This window comes from Hydrogenophaga sp. L310, from assembly GCF_055703065.1.
The window spans coordinates 33,864-51,786 of the sequence record NZ_JBVPZA010000014.1; the positions used below are offsets into that span (position 1 = coordinate 33,864).

The window sequence follows — 17,923 nt, forward strand, 5'->3', positions numbered from 1 at the left end:
ACATACCTCCCATGAGCCCCCTGTTCGCGGAATCCCCTCTGTACCAGGTCGGGTCGGTGGCGCTCCACCAGACGGACACGCCGCAGGCTCAGCGCGAAAAGCTCGCGCGCATTGTGCTGGACTCGATGTACCAGTTCGTCGGTTTGCTGGATGCCCAAGGGCGCACACTGGAGATCAACCGCGCAGCGCTTGAAGGCGCGGGCGTGGACCTGGCCGACATCCGTGGCAAACCGTTCTGGGAGGCACGCTGGTTCCAGGTGTCGCGCGAAATCACCGAACTGGCGCGCGACTTCATTCGCCGCGCTCGGGGCGGCGAGTTCATCCGCTGCGACCTGGAGGTCTTTGGCCAGGCGGCGGGAGACGAAACCATTGTGGTGGACTTCTCGCTGCTGCCGGTGCGGGACGACGATGGGAACGTGGTGTTCCTTCTGGCCGAGGGCCGCAACATCACCGCGAAGAAGCGCGCCGAGGACGAGATCGCGCGCAAGAACGCCGAACTCGAAAGCCTGCTCGCCCGCATCCGCCAGCTGGACCAGCAGAAAACCGACTTCTTCGCCAACGTCAGCCACGAACTGCGCACACCACTGGCCCTGATCCTGGGTCCGGCCGAAGAGTTGCTGGGCTCGGGCAGCAACCTGTCGGACCCGCAGCGGCGCCAGCTCGGCGTGATACAGCGCAACGCCACCGCCTTGCTCAAACACGTCAACGACCTGCTGGATCTGGCCAAACTGGACGCCCGGCGCATGGACCTGCACTACACGCAGCTCGACCTGGCGGCGCTGGTGCGTGAACACGCAGAACAGTTTCATGCGGTGGCGCCGCAGCTGGACCTGAGCTACGTCATTGCCACCCCCAAGACGCTGCGCGCAACCCTTGACCAGGACAAGACCGAGCGCATCTTGCAGAACCTGCTGTCCAACGCCTTCAAGTTCACGCCACCCGGCGGGCGCGTCAGCTGTGCGCTCGAGAAGACCAGTCAAGGTCGCTGCCTGATCACGGTGCAGGACTCGGGGCCCGGCGTGCCACCCGAGATGCGACAGCTGATCTTCGAGCGCTTTCGCCAGGGGCAGACCGGCACCACCCGCAACTTCGGCGGCACCGGCCTGGGTCTGGCGATCGCCAAGGAATTCACCGACCTGCTGCACGGGACCATCACGGTCACGGCCGCCGCCGGGGGCGGATCGCTGTTCCAGGTTGAACTGCCGCAGGAGCCCCCGCCCGGCGAGGCCGCGCTGCACGGCGGGATCTCGCCCGCGCGCACGCTGAAGGCGCCGGCTCTCAACCCCGCGCTGGCCGAGCTCACCCCGCCCGAAGAAGCCCCCATGAATGGCCAGGCACCCACCGACGCGCCGCGCATCCTGGTGGTGGAGGACATCCCCGAGATGAGGCGTTTCATTTGCGATGCGCTGGGCACCGAGTTCAACGTGACCTCGGCGCCCGACGGCCAGGCCGCGCTCGAAGCCGCGCTGGCCTCGGCCCCCGACCTGCTGGTGACCGACCTGATGCTGCCGCGCATGGGCGGTGACCGTCTGGTGAATGCCTTGCACGCCATTCCCCGTCTGAAAGACCTGCCCGTGCTGGTGCTGTCCGCCAAGGACGATGCAGCACTGCGCGCGCGCCTGCTCGCCAGCGCCGCGCAGGACTATGTGACCAAACCGTTTTCGGCACAAGAGCTGCGCGCGCGCGTGCGCAACCTGACCACCATGAAGCTGGCGCGCGACGGCCTGCAGCGCGAGCTGCTCTCGCAAAGCAACGACCTGGCCGAGCTGACCCGCAGCCTGATCGAGAACCGGCGCGCGCTGCAGGCCTCCGAGCACCGCTGGTGGGCGATCTACGAGCATGCACCGGTGGGCATCGCGCTGATCGGCGCTGACGGAGGCCTCAAGGCGGCCAACCCGGCGTTCCGAAACATGGTGGCCTACAGCGAAGAAGAGCTGCTGGCGCTCCATCTGCCGAGGCTCACGCCGGTGGAAGACCGCGCGGCCACGCAGCGCCGCATCGAAGGCCTGCTGGCCGGTGAGCTCGACACCCACCACGTGCAGCGGCGCTTCCAGCGCCAGGACGGCGCCCTGGTCTGTGCCATCACCAGCATGTCCCGGGTACCCGGCGCACCCGGTGGTGAACAGCTGCTGGTGCTGGTGGCCGCGGACATCACCGAGCAGCGGCACGCCGAGCAGTCGCTGGCTCGGGCGCGCGCCGAGCTGGCCCAAGTCGCGCGCGTCAGCACGCTGGGCGAGCTCACCGCCTCGATCGCGCACGAGGTCAACCAGCCCCTGGCCGCCATCGTGGCCAACGGCCACGCCAGCCTGCGCTGGCTCGAAGCGTCCCCGCCCGACGAGCCCGAGGCCAAGGCGGCGGTGGCGCGCATCATCCGAGACGCCAACCGCGCTGGCGACGTCATCACCCGCATCCGCGGCTTCGTACAGCGCCATGAAACCCGGTACACGGTGCTCGACATCAACGACGCGATCCGCGACGTGCTCGAGCTGGTGCGCAGCGAAGCCCAGGCGCGGCGCATCGAGATCGTGCATATGGAAACGGCCCCGATGCCCGAAGTGATGGCCGACCGCATCCAGCTGCAACAAGTGATCCTGAACCTGGTGATGAACGGCCTGGAGGCCATGACGCGCGATGGCGGCGGCCACCAAGGCACGCTGCAGATCACCACCCACCTGGAAGCCATGGGGGTACAGGTGGACGTGATCGACAGCGGCACCGGCATCGCCCCGGCGATCAAGGACAAGTTGCTCGACGCCTTCCAGACCACCAAGGCCGACGGCATGGGCATGGGACTGGCCATCAGCCGCTCCATCGTCGAATCGCACGGCGGCAACCTCTGGTACACACCCAACCCCGGGCCGGGCGTGACCTTCAGCTTCAGCCTCCCCGTTGCGTTACAGGAGAGTTCGTCGTGACCCCGCGCAATGCCCTGGTGCACGTGGTCGATGACGACCTGTCGATGCGCGAGGCGGTCAGCAGCCTGCTGCGCTCGTTCGGCTTGCGCGTGGAGACGTATGCCCTCGCCACCGACTTTCTGAACCACTATGTGCGCTCGAAGGACGAGCCCGAATGCCTGGTGCTCGATGTGCGCATGCCGGGTCTGAGCGGTCTGGAGCTGCAGCACCAGCTGCAGCCGTTGCAGCACCAGTTGCCCATCGTCTTCATCACCGCGCACGGCGACATCCCCATGACCGTGCGCGCAATGAAGGCAGGTGCGATGGAATTCCTGCCCAAACCGTTTCGCGACCAGGACCTGCTTGACGCCATCGAGGCCTCGCTCGAGCGCTCACGTGCTGCGCTGCGCGAGCGCGAAACCATCCAGGTGCTCAAGGACCGCTACGGTTCGCTGACACCGCGCGAACGCGAGGTTCTCACACTGCTCGCGCAAGGTCTGCGCAACAAGCAAACGGCCGACCGCATGGGCATCAGCGAGGTCACGGTGAAGGTGCACCGCCACAACCTCATGGAGAAGATGCAGGCCGGCTCGGTACCGATGCTGATCAGCATGCTGGAACAGTTGCGCCCGGCCATTGCCGAACGTCCCCGGGCCGCAGATTGAGGGAATTCCCTAGGCGCCAAATAAACCAAAGTCCAATGGTGCAAGAGCGGTGTGCTCCCTACAGTTGTTGATGTGACAGCGGCCTTCTGTCCCGCAAGCGGACCGGCCCTGAAAGCACCCACTTCAACAACGACTGGAGACAAACCATGGCCTTGCTGGAACGCAGCGAGTGGTACGACATTGCGCGCGCCACCAACTGGACGCCGACCTACGTCAGCGAATCCGAACTTTTCCCCGACCTCATGACTGGCGCGCAAGGCGTGCCCATGGAACAGTGGGAGTCCTACGACGAGCCCTATAAAACCTCGTACCCCGAGTACGTGAAGATCCAGCGAGAGAAAGACGCGGGCGCGTATTCTGTGAAGGCTGCGCTCGAGCGCAGCCGCATGTTCGAAGAAGCCGACCCGGGCTGGCTGTCGATCCTCAAGTCGCACTACGGCGCGATCGCACTGGGCGAGTATGCCGCCATGAGCGCCGAGGCCCGTATGGCGCGTTTCGGGCGCGCCCCGGGCATGCGCAACATGGCCACCTTCGGCATGATGGACGAGAACCGCCACGCGCAAATCCAGCTGTATTTCCCACACAGCTATTGCGCCAAAGACCGGCAGTTCGACTGGGCGCACAAGGCGTACCACACCAACGAATGGGGCGCCATCGCCGCTCGCCACGCCTTCGACGATCTTTTCCTCTCGCGCAGCGCCACCGACATTGCGGTGATGCTGACCTTCGCATTCGAAACCGGCTTCACCAACATGCAGTTCCTGGGCCTGGCCGCCGACGCGGCCGAGGCGGGTGATTTCACCTTCTCCAGCCTGATCTCGAGCATCCAGACCGACGAGTCGCGCCACGCACAGATCGGCGGCCCGGCGCTCCAGATCCTGATCGCCAACGGCCGCAAGGAAGAGGCGCAGAAGCTGGTCGACGTGGCGATCGCGCGCGCCTGGCGGCTGTTCAGCCTGCTCACCGGCACCGCCATGGACTACGCCACGCCGCTGCACCACCGCAAGCAGTCGTTCAAGGAGTTCATGCGCGAGTGGATCGTGGGCCAGTTCGAGCGCTCGCTGCTCGACATGGGCCTGGACCTGCCCTGGTACTGGGACCAGATGATCAACGAGTTCGACTACCAGCACCACGCCTACCAGATGGGCATCTGGTTCTGGCGCCCCACGCTGTGGTGGAACGTGGCTGCCGGCGTCACGCCCGACTGCCGTGACTGGCTCGAAGAGAAATACCCGGGCTGGAACGACAGCTTCGGCCAGGCCTGGGACGTGATCATCGACAACCTGCTGGCTGGGCGCACCGAGCTCACTTACCCCGAGACGCTGCCCATCGTCTGCAACATGAGCCAGATCCCGATCTGCGCGATTCCCGGTAACAAGTGGAACGTGAAGGACTACCCGCTCGACTACAAGGGCCGCACCTACCACTTCAACTCCGAGATTGACCGCTGGGTGTTCCAGCAGGACCCGGTGCGCTACCGCGACCACCTCTCGCTGGTCGACCGCTTCCTGGCCGGCCACATCCAGCCGCCCAACCTCATGGGCGCGCTGCAGTACATGAATCTCGCCCCGGGCGAGATCGGCGACGACGCGCACCAGTACGCCTGGGTCGCGGCCTACCGCGACAAATGGGCCGAGAAGAAGGCCGCTTGAGTTCATCGAACAAGGACACCACCATGGCACTCTTTCCCGTGATCTCCAACTTTCAGTACGACTTCGTGCTGCAGCTCGTTCCGGTCGACACCGAGAACACCATGGACGAGGTGGCCGCGGCCGCCGCCCACCACTCGGTGGGCCGGCGCGTGGCACCTCGGCCCGACAAGGTGGTGCGCGTGCGCCGCCAGGGCAGCGACAGTTTCTACCCTCGCCAGGCCAAGCTCTGCGACACCGACATCAAACCGATGGAGGCGCTCGAGTTCATCTTCTGCGACAGCTGAAGGAGCGCTGCATGACATTCCAAAAAGTCTGCACGCTCGACGACGTCTGGGAAGGCGAGATGACCGAGGTCGAGATCGGTGAGCACGAGGTGTTGCTGGTCGGCGTGGAAGGCGGTGACGTGCGCGCCTTTCAAGCGGTCTGCCCTCACCAGGACATTCCCCTGTGCGAAGGCAGGTTCGACGGCAAGGTGCTGACCTGCCGTGCCCACCAGTGGACCTTCGACGCGCGCACCGGCCAGGGACTCAACCCCGGCGACTGCAAGCTCGCCAGCTACCCGGTGCGCATCGAAGGCAACGACGTACTGGTCCAGGTCGAGGGCGTCACACCGCTATTCGCCCATTCTTGATCCTATGAAAGACACACCATGAGCGATACCACCACCGCCGAAGCCTACCGAAACAACCGCGTCGGCCCCGTGCTGCGCGCCAGCCCGCTGACCGCGGCCGTCATTGAGGCAGCCGAAGAAGACAACCCCGACAAGACCATCCGCGTCGACGACAAGGTGGCCTATGTGCGCATCGACTGCGAAGGCGAGCTGATCCTGCGCCGAGAGACCCTGGAACGTGCATTGGGCCGGCCGTTCCGCATGTCCGAACTCGAGGTCGAACTCGGCTCGTTTGCAGGCCGTATCGAGACCACCGAAGACCACGTGCGCTTCTATTTCAACAAGACGCTCTGACCGGAGATACCCCATGACCCAACCCGACGTGCTCAAGCCACTCAAGACCTGGAGCCACCTGGCCGGCCGCCGCCGCAAGCCCAGCGAATACGAGATCGTTTCCACCAATCTGCACTACTCCACCGACAACCCGGACGCGCCGTTTGAGCTCGACCCGAACTTCGCGATGGCGCTGTGGTTCAAGCAGCACCGCAACGCCTCGCCATTGAAGCATCCCGACTGGGATGCCTTCCGCGATCCGGATGAAATGGTCTACCGCACCTACAACCTGCAACAGGACGGCCAAGAGACCTATGTCCAGGGCCTGTTCGAGCAGTTCTCCGCGCGCGGCCACGACAGCATGCTCGATCCCACCTGGGCCGGCAGCCTGGCACGGCTCTATACCCCGACACGCTACCTGTTCCACACGCTGCAGATGGCCTCTGCCTACCTGTCGCAGATGGCTCCGGCCTCGACCATCTCAAACTGCGCGACGTACCAGACGGCTGACTCGCTGCGCTGGCTCACCCACACCGCCTACCGCACGGCCGAGTTGGCCAAGAGCTTTCCGGGCATTGGCCTGGGCAGCGGTGAGCGTGCCTACTGGGAGAATGATCCTGCTTGGCAGGGCTGGCGCCAGCTGATCGAAAAAGCCCTGGTGGCCTGGGACTGGGCCGAGAGCTTCACCGCGTTCAGCCTGGTGATCCGCCCTGCAGTGGAAGAAGGCCTGTTGCGCACCCTGGGCGATGCCGGTCGGCACAACAGCGACACCTTGCTCGGCCTGCTGGTCGATGCCCAGCTGCTGGACGCACAGCGTCAGCGCCGCTGGGCCAGCACGCTCACCCGCATGGCGCTGGAGCAGCCCGGCAACCGCGAGGTGATCCAGCGATGGGTGCAGCAGTGGGAACCGCTGGCCGACGCCGCCATCGCCGCCTACTGCGCGGCCCTTCCTGACGCTGCGGGCGCCGCCGAGCGCGCGCGGCAGGCCACCCGCGACTTCCGCAGCGGGTTGGGCCTGTGAGCGAGGTGATCGCCGCCCTGCTCCCAGCCACCCGGATCGAAGTCGACAACGGCCCGGGGTTCACCGTCGGGCCGAACGACGACACCCTGCTCAGGGCCGCGCTGCGCGCGGGCCTGGCCTTCCCCTACGAATGCAGCGTGGGGGGCTGCGGTGCCTGTCGCTTCGAATTGCTGGAGGGCGTGGTGCACACGCTGTGGGAAGGCGCGCCCGGCCTGTCCGAGCGCGACCGAAAACGCGGCAAGCGCCTGGCCTGCCAGTCGCACCCCCAGGGCGATGCGCGCATCCGGGTGCGACTGGGCAGCGAGGCAGACAAGCCGGCCGTGCTGCCGCAACGCATCACGGCCACGCTGACGGACCGGCGCGCCATCACCGACGACATGGTCGAGCTGCGCCTGAAGTTGGCCAACGCGCCGACCTTTCTCGCCGGTCAGTACGCCCTGCTCTACCCGCCGGGGGTCGCCGGGGCTCGCGCCTATTCCATGTCCCACCTGGACCAGGGTAACGGTGAGTGGCGCTTCATCGTTCGCCGCACGCCCAGCGGCCGCGGCAGCACCGTGATGTGCACCGAGCTGCCCGTGGGGGCGACGTTGGACATCGACGGACCCTACGGACACGCCTGGCTACGGCCTTCACCCCGCGACGCTGTGTGCGTGGCCGGCGGGTCGGGCCTGGGGCCCATGTTGTCAATCGCTCGCGGTGTGCTGGCGGAGAACAGCACGAGAAGGGTGCACTTTTTTCTCGGTCTGCGCCAGGAGGCCGAGCTGGGCGCCGCGGCCGAACTGCAGACCCTGATCGGCGAGCGGTTGTCGGCCACGGTGGTGTTGTCCAGCCCGGGCAACCCGTCGGATTGGTCCGGCGCCACCGGTTTCGTGCACGCCGAGGTCGAGCGCCAGCTCGCGCCCGGACTCGGCACTTTCGACCACTACATGGCCGGCCCGCCACCCATGATCGATGCCATGCAGGACCTGCTGATGGTGCGCCACCAGGTGCCTTTCGAGCAGATCCGTTTTGACCGATACGTTTGATTTTCAGCAGGAGACAAACCATGAAGAAAACCCTGATTTCCCTGGCCGCTGGCACGCTGTGCCTCACTGTCGGACAAGCGAACGCCGCCGGTACCTCCCCCTGGACGGTGCGCCTGGGTCCGGCCCACGTCGCTTTCAGCACCAGGGCCGACGTGCAGGTCGGCGGCAGCCTGGTGCCGGGCGGCGATGCATCGGCCAGCAGCAGCACCACGCTGGGCCTTGAGGTTGCCTACGACATCTCGGACCGCCTGACCGCCCGCTTCCTGGCCGGCATTCCACCCGAGACCACGCTCAGCGGCAAAGGCGCTCTGGCCAGTGCCGGCCAGCTGGGCAAGGTGACCTATGCCCCGGCCGTGTTGTCGCTCACCTGGAAACTGTTGGAAGACGGACCGGTACGCCCCTATGTGGGCGCCGGCATCAACTACACCATCGTGACCCGGAACCGCGACGCCTTCATCACCGACCTGGACACTCGCAGCGCCTGGGGGTCGGTGCTGCAGCTCGGCGTGGAGCTCCCGATCGATCCGACCTGGTCAGTGTCGCTCGATGCCCGCAAGATCTTTCTGAAAACCAAGGCCACAGGCACACTGCCCGCCTTCGGTGGTGCCTCCACACGGGCCGATGTCCGGCTCAATCCGCTGGTGGTGTTCCTCTCGGTCGGTCGTCGGTTCTGAAGCGTGCCACCCGACCCGTTCGGGTGGCGGTTGGCTTGCAGCCAGCATGGGTTGACCTTCTCTGAGCGTTTGGTCACTCATGCTTCGAGCACCATCTCAGGTTCACGATGAATGCTCCGATGAATGAGAGACTGCAAGCAATCGCAGCACTACCCAACATCGTTGGGTAGAAAATTTCCATGTTCAACCAAGTCACCCTGCGGCAGAGGTTCTTCTTCGCCCTTTTGACGGCAAGCATGGTGATCGTTTCCACCGGCATCAGCATCCGGCTTCTCAGCAAGGCCGCCCTGTTCCATCACCTGGAGCACGACCGCCTGGGCGTCATGATGCAGGCAACGAATGCCCTGACACTGATGTTTGAAGGCGGAAGATCCGTTGGCGAGGTTCCAAAGAAGGACTTTGTGATGATGTCCGCAAGGCCTGGCAACAATATCGATTGACTCTCTCGTCATACCCGAGAGGTATCGTTTGAACGCAAGCGTGTGCGCCTGCCACTGTGGTCGCTCTCAGTAGCCCCCGGCAGCAGAAGGCGCAAGCGCGCTCACTCCTGAGAAGCGTCGCGCCAACTCGGCCGCGGCCTTGTGACCAGCAGGCTGGTGTCCAGCCCCACCGCCACAAACAGCGCCCCAGCGACGAGTTACTACTGGGTCAGGCTATGGCAGATGCTTGCTCAAGCCTGCTCCGCATCGTCCAGCGGGTCCCCCCGCATCGCCCTCGCAACCGCGCTTTCCACCGCATCCAGCACATGGGCCTGCACCCTGTCCGCATAGCGCTTTCGTCGGTTGTTGGACAGCGTGCCACCGTTCTGGAAGATGGTGATGATCAGCGTCGCCAGATCGCTGCCCCGCAGGTCGAAGCGGTCGTTGATGTGGCGTTTGACGCGGTCGAACAGGCCTAGGAACTCCACCTCCTGGCGCATGTGGGTGTCCAGTGACGCCTCGGCCATGGCCAGGGTGAAGGTCACCGCCTCGGTGAGGTCCATGTGGCGGAACCAGGTGTCCGCCTCGGGCACCCAGTCGTAGCTGTAATGCTCGTCGCCAGCCCAGGACACCTGACAGAGTTGCCGCGCGGGTTTGCTGAAGGCGGTCAGCGCTTGCAGGTAGTCGGCCTCGTGCTTCTTCATGGCCACCGAAATCGGCAGCAGAAACTGCGGCGGCAGGCGGCCCGACTGGCCCAGGCAGTGGTGGATGAGGTAGCGCGAGAGGCGCCCGTTGCCGTCCATGAAGGGGTGGATGAAGACGAAGGCGAACGACACCACGCTGGCGTGCACCAGCGGGTCCAGCGTGGCGGGTGGCTGGTTGGCCAGTCGCATCAGGCCTTCCATCAGTTCCACGGCCAATTCGGGCTCGGGCGGCACATAGGTCACGCCCGCGGCGCCGGGCACGTCGCGTTGCAGCCGGTTTTGCTCGGTGCGGAACTGAACGGCCTTGTCGAAGGGGTTGGAGATGGCCGCATTCTGCAGCTCCACCAGCAGGTCCTCGGTCAGGGGGCGCGGTTCGTGTGCGCGCCTGAGCAGGGCTGCGAACAGGGTGGCCTTGTCAGCAGAGGGCGACTCGCCTTCGATGGCAAATGAGCCTTCGGTTTCGCTGAGGTAGGCCCAGTTGAGGGCCCGCTCCAGCATGGCCTGGCCTACAGACTGGGCAAACGCCTGCACCTGGCCAAGGATGTCCTTGTCGATCAGGGCATTGAGCGCCAGGGTCTTGCGCACGACCGGGCAGAAATGCATGTCCCCCAGGCCGTTGAACACGATGCGCCAGCGGGCGTCGCGATGGGCGGGCCCCACGAAGTAGTCCGCCGGGTCGAACAGCGGCGCATAGGGCGCTGTCGAGCTGAAGTCGTCCAGCCCCGGCAGGCGCTGCTGGTGCAGGCGCTCCCACAGGTGCCCGAGCTTGCGGCCGTAGAGGCTGTTGGGCGTGGCCTGCACCCAGGCCACCAGCTCGGCGGGCGGGATCCGGCGCAGGGCGCACAGGAGCAGGTCCAGCCGGACGCCTTCGTGCTTGAGGGCGAACAGGGCGTGGTGCAGCAGGCTGGCGTCGGGCGCCTGCCGCAGGGGCACCAGCAGGGCGCCGTCTTCCAGGCGCTCGATGCGGCTGACCGGCGCCAGACGCGCCCGCTGAGCGCCCAGGAAATCCGGGGTGCCCATGGTGTCCTGGATCCAGGCGTAGCCGACGTCGCTCATGTTGGTAGGAGAGTGGTGACAGCAAAAATCTTCAGATTTCTGAAATTATCTTCAGAAATAAAGGATTCGAAGATTTTTTCTTCAGATCCCGATCAGCAACCTGCTGCTACCCAACCATCAGAAGGCACACACCGGCCAGACAAAATCTTCAGGCGACCGACTTTTTCTTCAAAAATCGGGTTGTCGAAGACTTCTTCTTCAGATTCGACACCCCGTCGCCGCTCAGTACCCACCCGACGGCGCAGCCGCCCCCTTTGAAGCCCCTGCGCCAAACCGCTCCACCAACCCACTCGCCGCCTTCACGAGCAGCGTCGTGTCCACCCCCACCGCCACGAACAGCGCGCCCGCGTCGAGGTACTGCTGCGCCAGCGCCGGGTCGGTGGCGAGGATGCCGGCGGCTTTGCCGGCGGCGCGCACGGTGGCGATGCCGTCGAGGATGACCTTCTGCACCTCGGGGTGGCCGGGCTGGCCGCGGTGGCCCATGCTGGCCGAGAGGTCGGCCGGGCCGAAGAACACGCCGTCCACGCCCTCGGTCTCGGCGATGGCCTTGAGGTTGTTCACCGCGGTCACGGTCTCGGCCTGCACCAGCAGGCACATCTGGTGATTGGCCTGGTTGAGGTAGTCGTCCACCTGGTTCCAGCGCGAGGCGCGCGCGAGCGCCGCGCCCATGCCGCGGATGCCTTCGGGCGGGTAGCGCATGGCCTGGACCATAAGCGCGGCCTGTTCGGCGGTGTCGATCATCGGGATCAGCAGGGTCTGCGCGCCGATGTCGAGGTACTGCTTGACCAGGGCCACATTGGCCTCGACCGCGCGCACGACGGCGTGGGTCTTGCCATAGGGCGCAATGGCGCGCAGCTGGTCGAGGGCGGTGCGCGGGTCGTTGGGCGCATGTTCGCCGTCGATGAGCAGCCAGTCGAAGCCGCAGCCGGCCAGGGCCTCGGCCACGTCGGGCGAAGCGAAGCCGACCCAGCAGCCGATCTGGGGTTGGCCGGCCTTGAGGGCGTCTCGGAAGGTGTTCTGGGGGATCTTCATGGTGTCTTCGTGGGTTCGGGGTAGAGGCCGCGCATCTGACCCATCAGGCGCGTCAGGCCCATCAATGCGTCCATGCTCGGCGTGGGTTCGCCCAGGTGCTGCCCGATCTCGCGCACCGCACCGACCAGGGCGTCGAGCTCGATGGGGCGGCCGGCTTCCACGTCCTGCAGCATGGAGGTCTTGAACGAGCCGAGCTTGCGCGTGACGGCGTGGCGGTCTTCGGGGCTCTGGTCGATGGGGATGCCGATGCGCGCACCGATGGCCTTGGCCTCCAGCATGATGGCGCTGACATAGCCGCGCACGAGCGGGTCGTCGAGGATGCGGTCGCAGGGCGCGCCGGTGATGGCCGAGATGGGGTTGATCGTCATGTTGCCCCAGAGCTTGAACCAGATGTCGCGCTGGATGCGCTCGGACACGGTGACGCCGAAGCCGGCCGCGCCCAGGAGCTCGGCCACGGCCTGCACGCGCGGGCTCACGCCGCCGGCCGGCTCGCCGATGATGAGCTGGTTGTTCTTGATGCGCTCGATGCGCGCGGGCTGGGGCGCGGCGGCGCTGGCGTGCACCACGCAGCCGATGACCTGCGACGTGGGGATCTGCGCGGCCGTCACGCCACCGGGGTCGACCGCGTTCAGGCGCAGCCCCGCAGCTTCGCCGGGCAGGCCGTCGAAGAACCACCAGGGCACGCCGTTCATGGCGACCAGCACAGTGGTTTGTGGCCCCATGAGGGCGCGCACGGCGGGCGCGACGGCGGGCATCGCCGGGCCCTTGACCGAGACGATCACCAGGTCCTGCACACCCAGGCTGGCCGGGTCGTCGCTGGCGTTGACGGCGACGCGGTGTTCCGCGCCGTCGGCGTCGACCCAGACCAGGCCGCGCTCCTTCAACGCCCGCAGCGTGTCGCCGCGCGCCACCGCAGAGAGCTGGATCTGACCGGCCGGCAGGCGCGAGCCCAGCCAGCCGGCGAACAGGCCGCCGATGGCGCCGACACCAACGATGGCGACTTTCTTGAATGACGGTGTCGTGTTCATGCGCGATACCCCGGGTCGATGCGGTCGATCAGCCGCTGCATGGCGGCAAAGGAGTCCTCACCCGCGCCGAACTTCGGGTTGAAGTTGAGCGAGTCGCGCACGCAGGCTTGCAAAGCGGCTTCGGTGATCGGCTGCAGTTCACCCAGCGGCTGCGAGGCCACCTGGATTTCACACGCGCGCTGCACCAGCCACATCAGGTTGAACGCCTGCGCCAGCGAACGGCCGATGACCACCGGGCCGTGGTTGCGCAGCAGCAGCACCGGCTTGCCACCCGACGACGCGAGGATGCGAGCGCCTTCATCGCGGTGCACGGTGATGCCCTCGAACTCGTGGTAGGCCACCTGGCCCCAGAGCTGCGCGGCGTAGAAGTTGGTGAACGACAGGCCGTCTTTCAGGCAGCACACCGCCATGGTCGGCGTGGTGTGCACGTGCATCACGCAGTGCGCGTCGGGCAGCGTGGCGTGGATGGCGCCGTGGAAGGTGAAGCCGGCCGGGTTGATGGGCCAGTCGCTGTGGCCGATGGTGTTGCCATCAATGTCCACCTTCACCAGGTTGGACGCCGTGACCTCGGTGTAGTGCAGGCCGAAGGGGTTGATGAGGAAGTGGTCGTCCGGCCCCGGCACGCGCAGCGAGATGTGGTTGTAGATCAGCTCGGCCCAGCCGAGGTGGGCAAAGATGCGGTAACACGCGGCGAGCTGCACGCGGGCGGCCCACTCGGCTTCGCTGAAACGCGCGGGGCGCAGGAAGGCTTCGGACATGTGTTGGTCTCCTCGGGTGCTTTTCAGACGAAGCGAAAACGCAGGCAACCCAGCGGGCCGTAATCGGCCTCGAACAGGTCGCCCGCCCTGGCGGCCACGGGCCGCGTGAAGCTGCCGGCCAGCACGATCTCGCCGGCCTGCAGCGATTCGCCCCAGGGCGCCAGTTTGTTGGCCAGCCAGGCGATGCCGATGGCGGGGTCGCCCTGCACGCCGGCGGCCAGGCCCGTCTCTTCGACCGCGCCGTTCTGCCGCAGGATGGCGCCACACCAGGGGCGGTTGGTGGCGCGCGGGTCAGCGCGGAACGCCGGGTCGCCCGCACCGATCACGATGCCGGCGTTGGCCGCGTTGTCGCTGATGGTGTCGTAGACCTTGCGCATCACTTTCGTGTGGCGGTCGAACTGCTCGATGCGTGCGTCGATGATCTCGATGGCGGGCGTGATGTAGTCGGTGGCAGCGAGCACATCGTCCACCGTCACGTCCGGCCCGGTGAGTGGAGCCTTGAGCACAAAGGCCAGCTCGACCTCGACGCGCGGGGCGATGAAGTGCTTCACGGGGATCTCCAGCACCTCGCCGGCCTGCGCGGTGTAGAGCATGTGATCGAGCAGCGTGCCGTAATCCGGCTCGTCGATCTGGCTGCTGATCTGCATGGCGCGGCTGGTGAGGCCGATCTTGTGGCCGATGACCTGGCGTCCTTCGGCCTTCTGCAGTTCGACCCAGGCGCGGCCGATGCGGTAGCCGTCGTCGACGGTCATGCCCGGGTGGCGTTTGGAGAAATGTTCGACCGGCGTGCGCGTCTGTTGCGACTGCTGCAGCTCGGCGGCGAGCTGGGCGATGAGTTCGGGGCTGAACATGGGGTCAGGCTTTCTTGGGTGCAAAGAGCGGGTGCAGGGAACTGTTCTTGGCGTCGAAGACCTCGTGGCCTTCGTCCACCTGCACGGTGATGCCGATGGGGCGTCTGGCGAGTTGCTCGGCGAAGCGTTCTTTCACGCAGGCGTTCAGCGCCTCGCCCACGCGCTGGTGAACGACAGCGCTGCGGCCCTGGGCCATGCGCACGTTCATGTAGACAAAGGCGTAGTCGCCGCCCAGGCCGGCCGCGATGCCGGCCGCACCGCCGTCGGACACCGCGCTGTGCGCGGCGGGGTAGGCGAACACGCGCGTGCCACCGTGGGGGAAGACCTGCCGGTCCTGATCGTCGCGCACCGCGAGCATGGTGTCGCACAGGGCGCGGCACAGGCCGCTCATGTCGACGCCGCCTTCGGCCGCGGGCTTGTCGAGGTTGGGGGTGTAGAGGATGACGAGGTGGGGCATGTTCAGAGTCTCGTGCTGACCAGGCTGAAGCCGTCGGCGGCCGAGGCCTGCGCCTTGGGAATGGCTTTGCCCGTGACGGGGGTGACGGGAAACACGGCGTTGATCTGGCCGGTGCCGCTGGCACCGAAATACGGCGTGATGACCTCGGCCTTGCCGTCGTATTCGCTCCAGCCCAGCACGCCCAGCATCATGGCGGTGTCGTGCATGAAGCCTTCGCCGTGACCCTTGGCAGCGTACTCGGGCAGCATGCCGCAGAAGTTGGCCCACTCGCCGTTTTCCCACATCTGCACCACGCGGTGGTCCAGCGTTTCGAGGAAGGGGCTCCAGACCTTGAAGGCGAATTCGGGCGCGAGGCCGTTCTGTGCGAAGCGGTGGCTCAAGCTGCCGCTGGCGAGGAAGGCGACGGTGCCGTCGTAGTGGTCTTCGACCGCCTTGCGCATGGCCCAGCCCAGGCGCGCGCTGTCGTTGAGGTAGTGAACCGTGCACAGCGCCGAGACCGAGACGGCCTTGAAGTGCTGGTCGGCGTTCATGTAGCGCATGGGCACCAGCGTGCCGTACTCCGGGCCGAGCGTGGTGGCGTGGTGTGCCAGGGTTTCCACGCCGTGTTCGTTGGCCACCCTGGCCAGCAGCTGCCCGAGCTCGGGGTTGCCGGGGATGGCAAACGGCATGTTGCTGATGAAGTGCGGCAGCTCGTTGCTGGTGTAGGTGCCTTCAAAATGCGGCGCGCAGTTGAGGTGGTAGCTGGCGTTGACGAGCCAGTGGGTGTCGAACACGACGATGGTGTCGACGCCCAGCGCTTTGCAGCGGCGCGCGATTTCCTTGTGGCCGTCGATGGCGTCCTGGCGGGAGTCTTTGCGGGGGCCGTCGAGTTCGCTGAGGTACATAGAAGGGACGTGGGTGATCTTTCCTACGAGTGCTACTTTGCCCATGTGTTTTGTCTCCTGCTGATGGTGGGAAATACTTCGTTGGCCCCGTGGGTTGGCCACGCCGGGCGCCCACCTCCGCTCATGTCCCCCGGTCTGCGCTGCGCGCAGCCCTCCTCCTTTACTTCGCTGCGGTGGACACCCGGCGTAGCCAACCCACTGCACAGCTGGTCCGTCGCCGCATGAGCGCCGACACCTCGCGTCGGATCGATCGGGTGGGGTGTTCTGCGCAGCGAAGTAAAGGAGGAGGAACGGGCGCAGCCCGTTCCGGGGGACATGAGCGGAGCAGAGCGCCCCGGCCGTTCGATCCTGCCCACCCCTTTGAGCGAAACAGCGGAGAACAAATCACACCCCCCAATGAGGAATGTGATGGGAACCGAGGGAGACCGCCACGTTCTTGGGCTCCAGGAACACCTCGTAACTCCAGGTGCCGCCCTCGCGCCCCGTGCCCGAAGCCTTGGTGCCACCGAAGGGTTGCCGCAGATCCCGCACATTCTGCGAATTCACGAAACACATGCCCGCCTCCACCGCCGCGGCCACGCGGTGTGCCTTGCCCAGGTTCTCGGTCCAGACGTAGCTGGAGAGACCGTAAGCAATGTCGTTCGCCAACTCGATGGCGTGAGCCTCGTCCCGGAACGGAATCAGGCAGGCCACCGGGCCGAAGATCTCTTCCTGCGCGATCCGCATGCGGTTGTCCACGTCGGCAAACACCGTAGGCCAGACATAGTTGCCACGCTGCACATGCGCGGGCAGTTCGGCCGCATACGACGGCCGGTCGAGGCCACCGCACAACAGCGTCGCGCCCTCCTTCGGCCCCAGCTCGATGTAGCTGCGCACCTTGGCCATGTGGCCCTGGCTGATCATCGGACCGATGGTGGTCTTCTCGTCCTGCGGGTCGCCCACGACGATGCGTTTGGCGCGTTCGGCGAACTTCGCAGCGAAGTCGGCGTAGATGCTTTGCTGCACCAGAATGCGGCTGCCGGCGGTGCAGCGCTCGCCGTTGTTGCTGAAGATCATGAAGAGTGCGGCGTCGAGCGCGCGGTCCAGGTCCGCGTCGTCGAAGACCACGAACGGGCTCTTGCCGCCCAGTTCCATGCTGAATTTCTTCAGGCCCGCGGTCTTGACGATGCGGTTGCCCGTCGCCGTGGAGCCGGTGAAGGAAATCGCGCGCACGTCCGGGTGGGCACACAGCGGCTCGCCCGCTTCCTTGCCGAAGCCGTGCACCACGTTCAACACGCCGGCCGGGATGCCAGCCTCCAGCGCCAGCTCGCCCAGACGCGCGGCGGTCAGGGGCGACAGCTCGCTCATCTTCAGCACCGCCGTGTTGCCAAACGCCAGCGCGGGCGCGACCTTCCAGGTGGCCGTCATGAAGGGCACGTTCCACGGGCTGATCAGCGCGCACACGCCGACCGGGTGGAACAGCGTGTAGTTCAGGTGCGTGGGCGTGGGGTAGGTGTGGCCGTCCACGCGCGTGCACATCTCGGCGAAGTAGCTGAAGTTGTCCGCCGCGCGCGGGATCAGCTGCTTGCCGGTCTGCGCGATCACCTGGCCGGTGTCGTCGGTTTCGGTCTGCGCGATCTCGGGCACGTGTTTCGCGATCAGCTCGCCGAGTGCGCGGATCTTCCTCGCGCGCTCGGTGGCCGGCAGGCCGGCCCAGGCCGGGAAGGCGTCCTTGGCGGCCTGCACCGCCGCGTTGATGTCGGCCTCGGTGCCCGAAGCCACTTCGGCCAGCACGCCTTGTGTGGCGGGGTTGATCGTTTCGAAGTAGTCGCTGCCAGCAACCGTCTTGCCGTTGATGAGGTGGTCAATGCGTTGGGTCAT

General features: G+C 66.2%; 18 protein-coding genes. 10 read left to right on the forward strand and 8 right to left on the reverse strand.

What is annotated here, in order from left to right; all coding sequences use genetic code 11:
- Nucleotides 1–11: 11 nt before the first annotated feature.
- The 10 genes from AC0GNO_RS19485 (at nt 12) to AC0GNO_RS19530 (ending at nt 9,314) form a co-directional block, all read left to right on the forward strand.
- A complete protein-coding gene (locus tag AC0GNO_RS19485) occupies nt 12–2,915 on the forward strand; it encodes an ATP-binding protein (RefSeq protein WP_472905154.1) in 2,904 nt (967 codons plus the stop codon).
- Entirely contained in the window at nt 2,912–3,559 is a 648-nt protein-coding gene (locus AC0GNO_RS19490; RefSeq protein WP_472905155.1) for a response regulator transcription factor, read from the forward strand. The genes AC0GNO_RS19485 and AC0GNO_RS19490 overlap by 4 nt, the downstream gene beginning before the upstream one ends.
- A gap of 146 nt (nt 3,560–3,705) precedes the next feature.
- Nucleotides 3,706–5,211, forward strand: a complete 1,506-nt coding sequence (locus tag AC0GNO_RS19495) for a ferritin family protein (RefSeq protein WP_472888183.1) — start codon at nt 3,706–3,708, stop codon at nt 5,209–5,211.
- A gap of 23 nt (nt 5,212–5,234) precedes the next feature.
- Complete coding sequence (locus AC0GNO_RS19500; RefSeq protein WP_226464548.1) at nt 5,235–5,495, forward strand: toluene-4-monooxygenase system B family protein; 261 nt, start codon at nt 5,235–5,237, stop codon at nt 5,493–5,495.
- An 11-nt stretch (nt 5,496–5,506) separates the two neighbouring features.
- Nucleotides 5,507–5,842: a Rieske 2Fe-2S domain-containing protein gene (locus AC0GNO_RS19505; RefSeq protein ID WP_304921008.1), complete on the forward strand. Its 336-nt coding sequence runs from the start codon at nt 5,507–5,509 to the stop codon at nt 5,840–5,842.
- An 18-nt stretch (nt 5,843–5,860) separates the two neighbouring features.
- Nucleotides 5,861–6,175: an MmoB/DmpM family protein gene (locus tag AC0GNO_RS19510; RefSeq protein ID WP_226464546.1), complete on the forward strand. Its 315-nt coding sequence runs from the start codon at nt 5,861–5,863 to the stop codon at nt 6,173–6,175.
- Between the two features lie 13 nt (nt 6,176–6,188).
- Nucleotides 6,189–7,175 carry an aromatic/alkene monooxygenase hydroxylase subunit beta gene (locus tag AC0GNO_RS19515; RefSeq protein WP_226464545.1) on the forward strand — a complete coding sequence of 329 codons (987 nt, stop codon included), beginning with the start codon at nt 6,189–6,191 and terminating at the stop codon, nt 7,173–7,175.
- A complete protein-coding gene (locus AC0GNO_RS19520) occupies nt 7,172–8,200 on the forward strand; it encodes a 2Fe-2S iron-sulfur cluster-binding protein (protein WP_472905156.1) in 1,029 nt (342 codons plus the stop codon). The genes AC0GNO_RS19515 and AC0GNO_RS19520 overlap by 4 nt, the downstream gene beginning before the upstream one ends.
- A 20-nt stretch (nt 8,201–8,220) precedes the next feature.
- Nucleotides 8,221–8,874 carry an OmpW/AlkL family protein gene (locus AC0GNO_RS19525; RefSeq protein ID WP_472888186.1) on the forward strand — a complete coding sequence of 218 codons (654 nt, stop codon included), beginning with the start codon at nt 8,221–8,223 and terminating at the stop codon, nt 8,872–8,874.
- 179 nt (nt 8,875–9,053) lie between these two features.
- Nucleotides 9,054–9,314 (forward strand): hypothetical protein, encoded by a 261-nt coding sequence (locus tag AC0GNO_RS19530; RefSeq protein ID WP_472888187.1) that lies wholly within the window; start codon nt 9,054–9,056, stop codon nt 9,312–9,314.
- A 230-nt stretch (nt 9,315–9,544) separates the two neighbouring features.
- Here AC0GNO_RS19530 and AC0GNO_RS19535 read toward each other — a convergent pair whose 3' ends face one another.
- From AC0GNO_RS19535 to hpaE, 8 genes are all read right to left on the reverse strand, one after another.
- Entirely contained in the window at nt 9,545–11,053 is a 1,509-nt protein-coding gene (locus AC0GNO_RS19535) for a Fic family protein (RefSeq protein WP_472905157.1), read from the reverse strand.
- A 222-nt stretch (nt 11,054–11,275) separates the two neighbouring features.
- Nucleotides 11,276–12,085 carry a 4-hydroxy-2-oxoheptanedioate aldolase gene (hpaI, locus tag AC0GNO_RS19540; protein ID WP_472905158.1) on the reverse strand — a complete coding sequence of 270 codons (810 nt, stop codon included), beginning with the start codon at nt 12,083–12,085 and terminating at the stop codon, nt 11,276–11,278.
- Entirely contained in the window at nt 12,082–13,113 is a 1,032-nt protein-coding gene (locus AC0GNO_RS19545) for a 2-dehydropantoate 2-reductase (protein ID WP_472905159.1), read from the reverse strand. Before AC0GNO_RS19545 ends, hpaI begins: the two co-directional genes overlap by 4 nt.
- Complete coding sequence (locus AC0GNO_RS19550) at nt 13,110–13,871, reverse strand: class II aldolase/adducin family protein (protein ID WP_472905160.1); 762 nt, start codon at nt 13,869–13,871, stop codon at nt 13,110–13,112. Before AC0GNO_RS19550 ends, AC0GNO_RS19545 begins: the two co-directional genes overlap by 4 nt.
- A gap of 23 nt (nt 13,872–13,894) precedes the next feature.
- On the reverse strand, nt 13,895–14,722 hold the full coding sequence (gene hpaH / locus AC0GNO_RS19555) for a 2-oxo-hept-4-ene-1,7-dioate hydratase (protein WP_472905161.1): 828 nt from the start codon (nt 14,720–14,722) through the stop codon (nt 13,895–13,897).
- A gap of 4 nt (nt 14,723–14,726) precedes the next feature.
- Complete coding sequence (locus AC0GNO_RS19560; RefSeq protein WP_472905162.1) at nt 14,727–15,179, reverse strand: 5-carboxymethyl-2-hydroxymuconate isomerase; 453 nt, start codon at nt 15,177–15,179, stop codon at nt 14,727–14,729.
- 2 nt (nt 15,180–15,181) lie between these two features.
- Nucleotides 15,182–16,108 (reverse strand): 3,4-dihydroxyphenylacetate 2,3-dioxygenase, encoded by a 927-nt coding sequence (gene hpaD / locus AC0GNO_RS19565; protein ID WP_472905163.1) that lies wholly within the window; start codon nt 16,106–16,108, stop codon nt 15,182–15,184.
- Nucleotides 16,109–16,447: 339 nt separating this feature from the next.
- Complete coding sequence (hpaE, locus tag AC0GNO_RS19570; protein WP_472905164.1) at nt 16,448–17,923, reverse strand: 5-carboxymethyl-2-hydroxymuconate semialdehyde dehydrogenase; 1,476 nt, start codon at nt 17,921–17,923, stop codon at nt 16,448–16,450.

Excerpts from the sequence above, each read along its gene's own strand:
- AC0GNO_RS19485 (WP_472905154.1), top strand. The coding sequence starts at position 12 with ATGAGCCCCCTGTTCGCGGAATCCCCTCTGTACCAGGTCGGGTCGGTG.
- AC0GNO_RS19495 (WP_472888183.1), top strand. The coding sequence starts at position 3,706 with ATGGCCTTGCTGGAACGCAGCGAGTGGTACGACATTGCGCGCGCCACC.
- AC0GNO_RS19500 (WP_226464548.1), top strand. The coding sequence starts at position 5,235 with ATGGCACTCTTTCCCGTGATCTCCAACTTTCAGTACGACTTCGTGCTG.
- AC0GNO_RS19505 (WP_304921008.1), top strand. The coding sequence starts at position 5,507 with ATGACATTCCAAAAAGTCTGCACGCTCGACGACGTCTGGGAAGGCGAG.
- AC0GNO_RS19510 (WP_226464546.1), top strand. The coding sequence starts at position 5,861 with ATGAGCGATACCACCACCGCCGAAGCCTACCGAAACAACCGCGTCGGC.
- AC0GNO_RS19515 (WP_226464545.1), top strand. The coding sequence starts at position 6,189 with ATGACCCAACCCGACGTGCTCAAGCCACTCAAGACCTGGAGCCACCTG.
- AC0GNO_RS19525 (WP_472888186.1), top strand. The coding sequence starts at position 8,221 with ATGAAGAAAACCCTGATTTCCCTGGCCGCTGGCACGCTGTGCCTCACT.
- AC0GNO_RS19530 (WP_472888187.1), top strand. The coding sequence starts at position 9,054 with ATGTTCAACCAAGTCACCCTGCGGCAGAGGTTCTTCTTCGCCCTTTTG.
- AC0GNO_RS19535 (WP_472905157.1), bottom strand. The coding sequence starts at position 11,053 with ATGAGCGACGTCGGCTACGCCTGGATCCAGGACACCATGGGCACCCCG.
- hpaI (WP_472905158.1), bottom strand. The coding sequence starts at position 12,085 with ATGAAGATCCCCCAGAACACCTTCCGAGACGCCCTCAAGGCCGGCCAA.
- AC0GNO_RS19545 (WP_472905159.1), bottom strand. The coding sequence starts at position 13,113 with ATGAACACGACACCGTCATTCAAGAAAGTCGCCATCGTTGGTGTCGGC.
- AC0GNO_RS19550 (WP_472905160.1), bottom strand. The coding sequence starts at position 13,871 with ATGTCCGAAGCCTTCCTGCGCCCCGCGCGTTTCAGCGAAGCCGAGTGG.
- hpaH (WP_472905161.1), bottom strand. The coding sequence starts at position 14,722 with ATGTTCAGCCCCGAACTCATCGCCCAGCTCGCCGCCGAGCTGCAGCAG.
- AC0GNO_RS19560 (WP_472905162.1), bottom strand. The coding sequence starts at position 15,179 with ATGCCCCACCTCGTCATCCTCTACACCCCCAACCTCGACAAGCCCGCG.
- hpaD (WP_472905163.1), bottom strand. The coding sequence starts at position 16,108 with ATGGGCAAAGTAGCACTCGTAGGAAAGATCACCCACGTCCCTTCTATG.
- hpaE (WP_472905164.1), bottom strand. The coding sequence starts at position 17,923 with ATGACCCAACGCATTGACCACCTCATCAACGGCAAGACGGTTGCTGGC.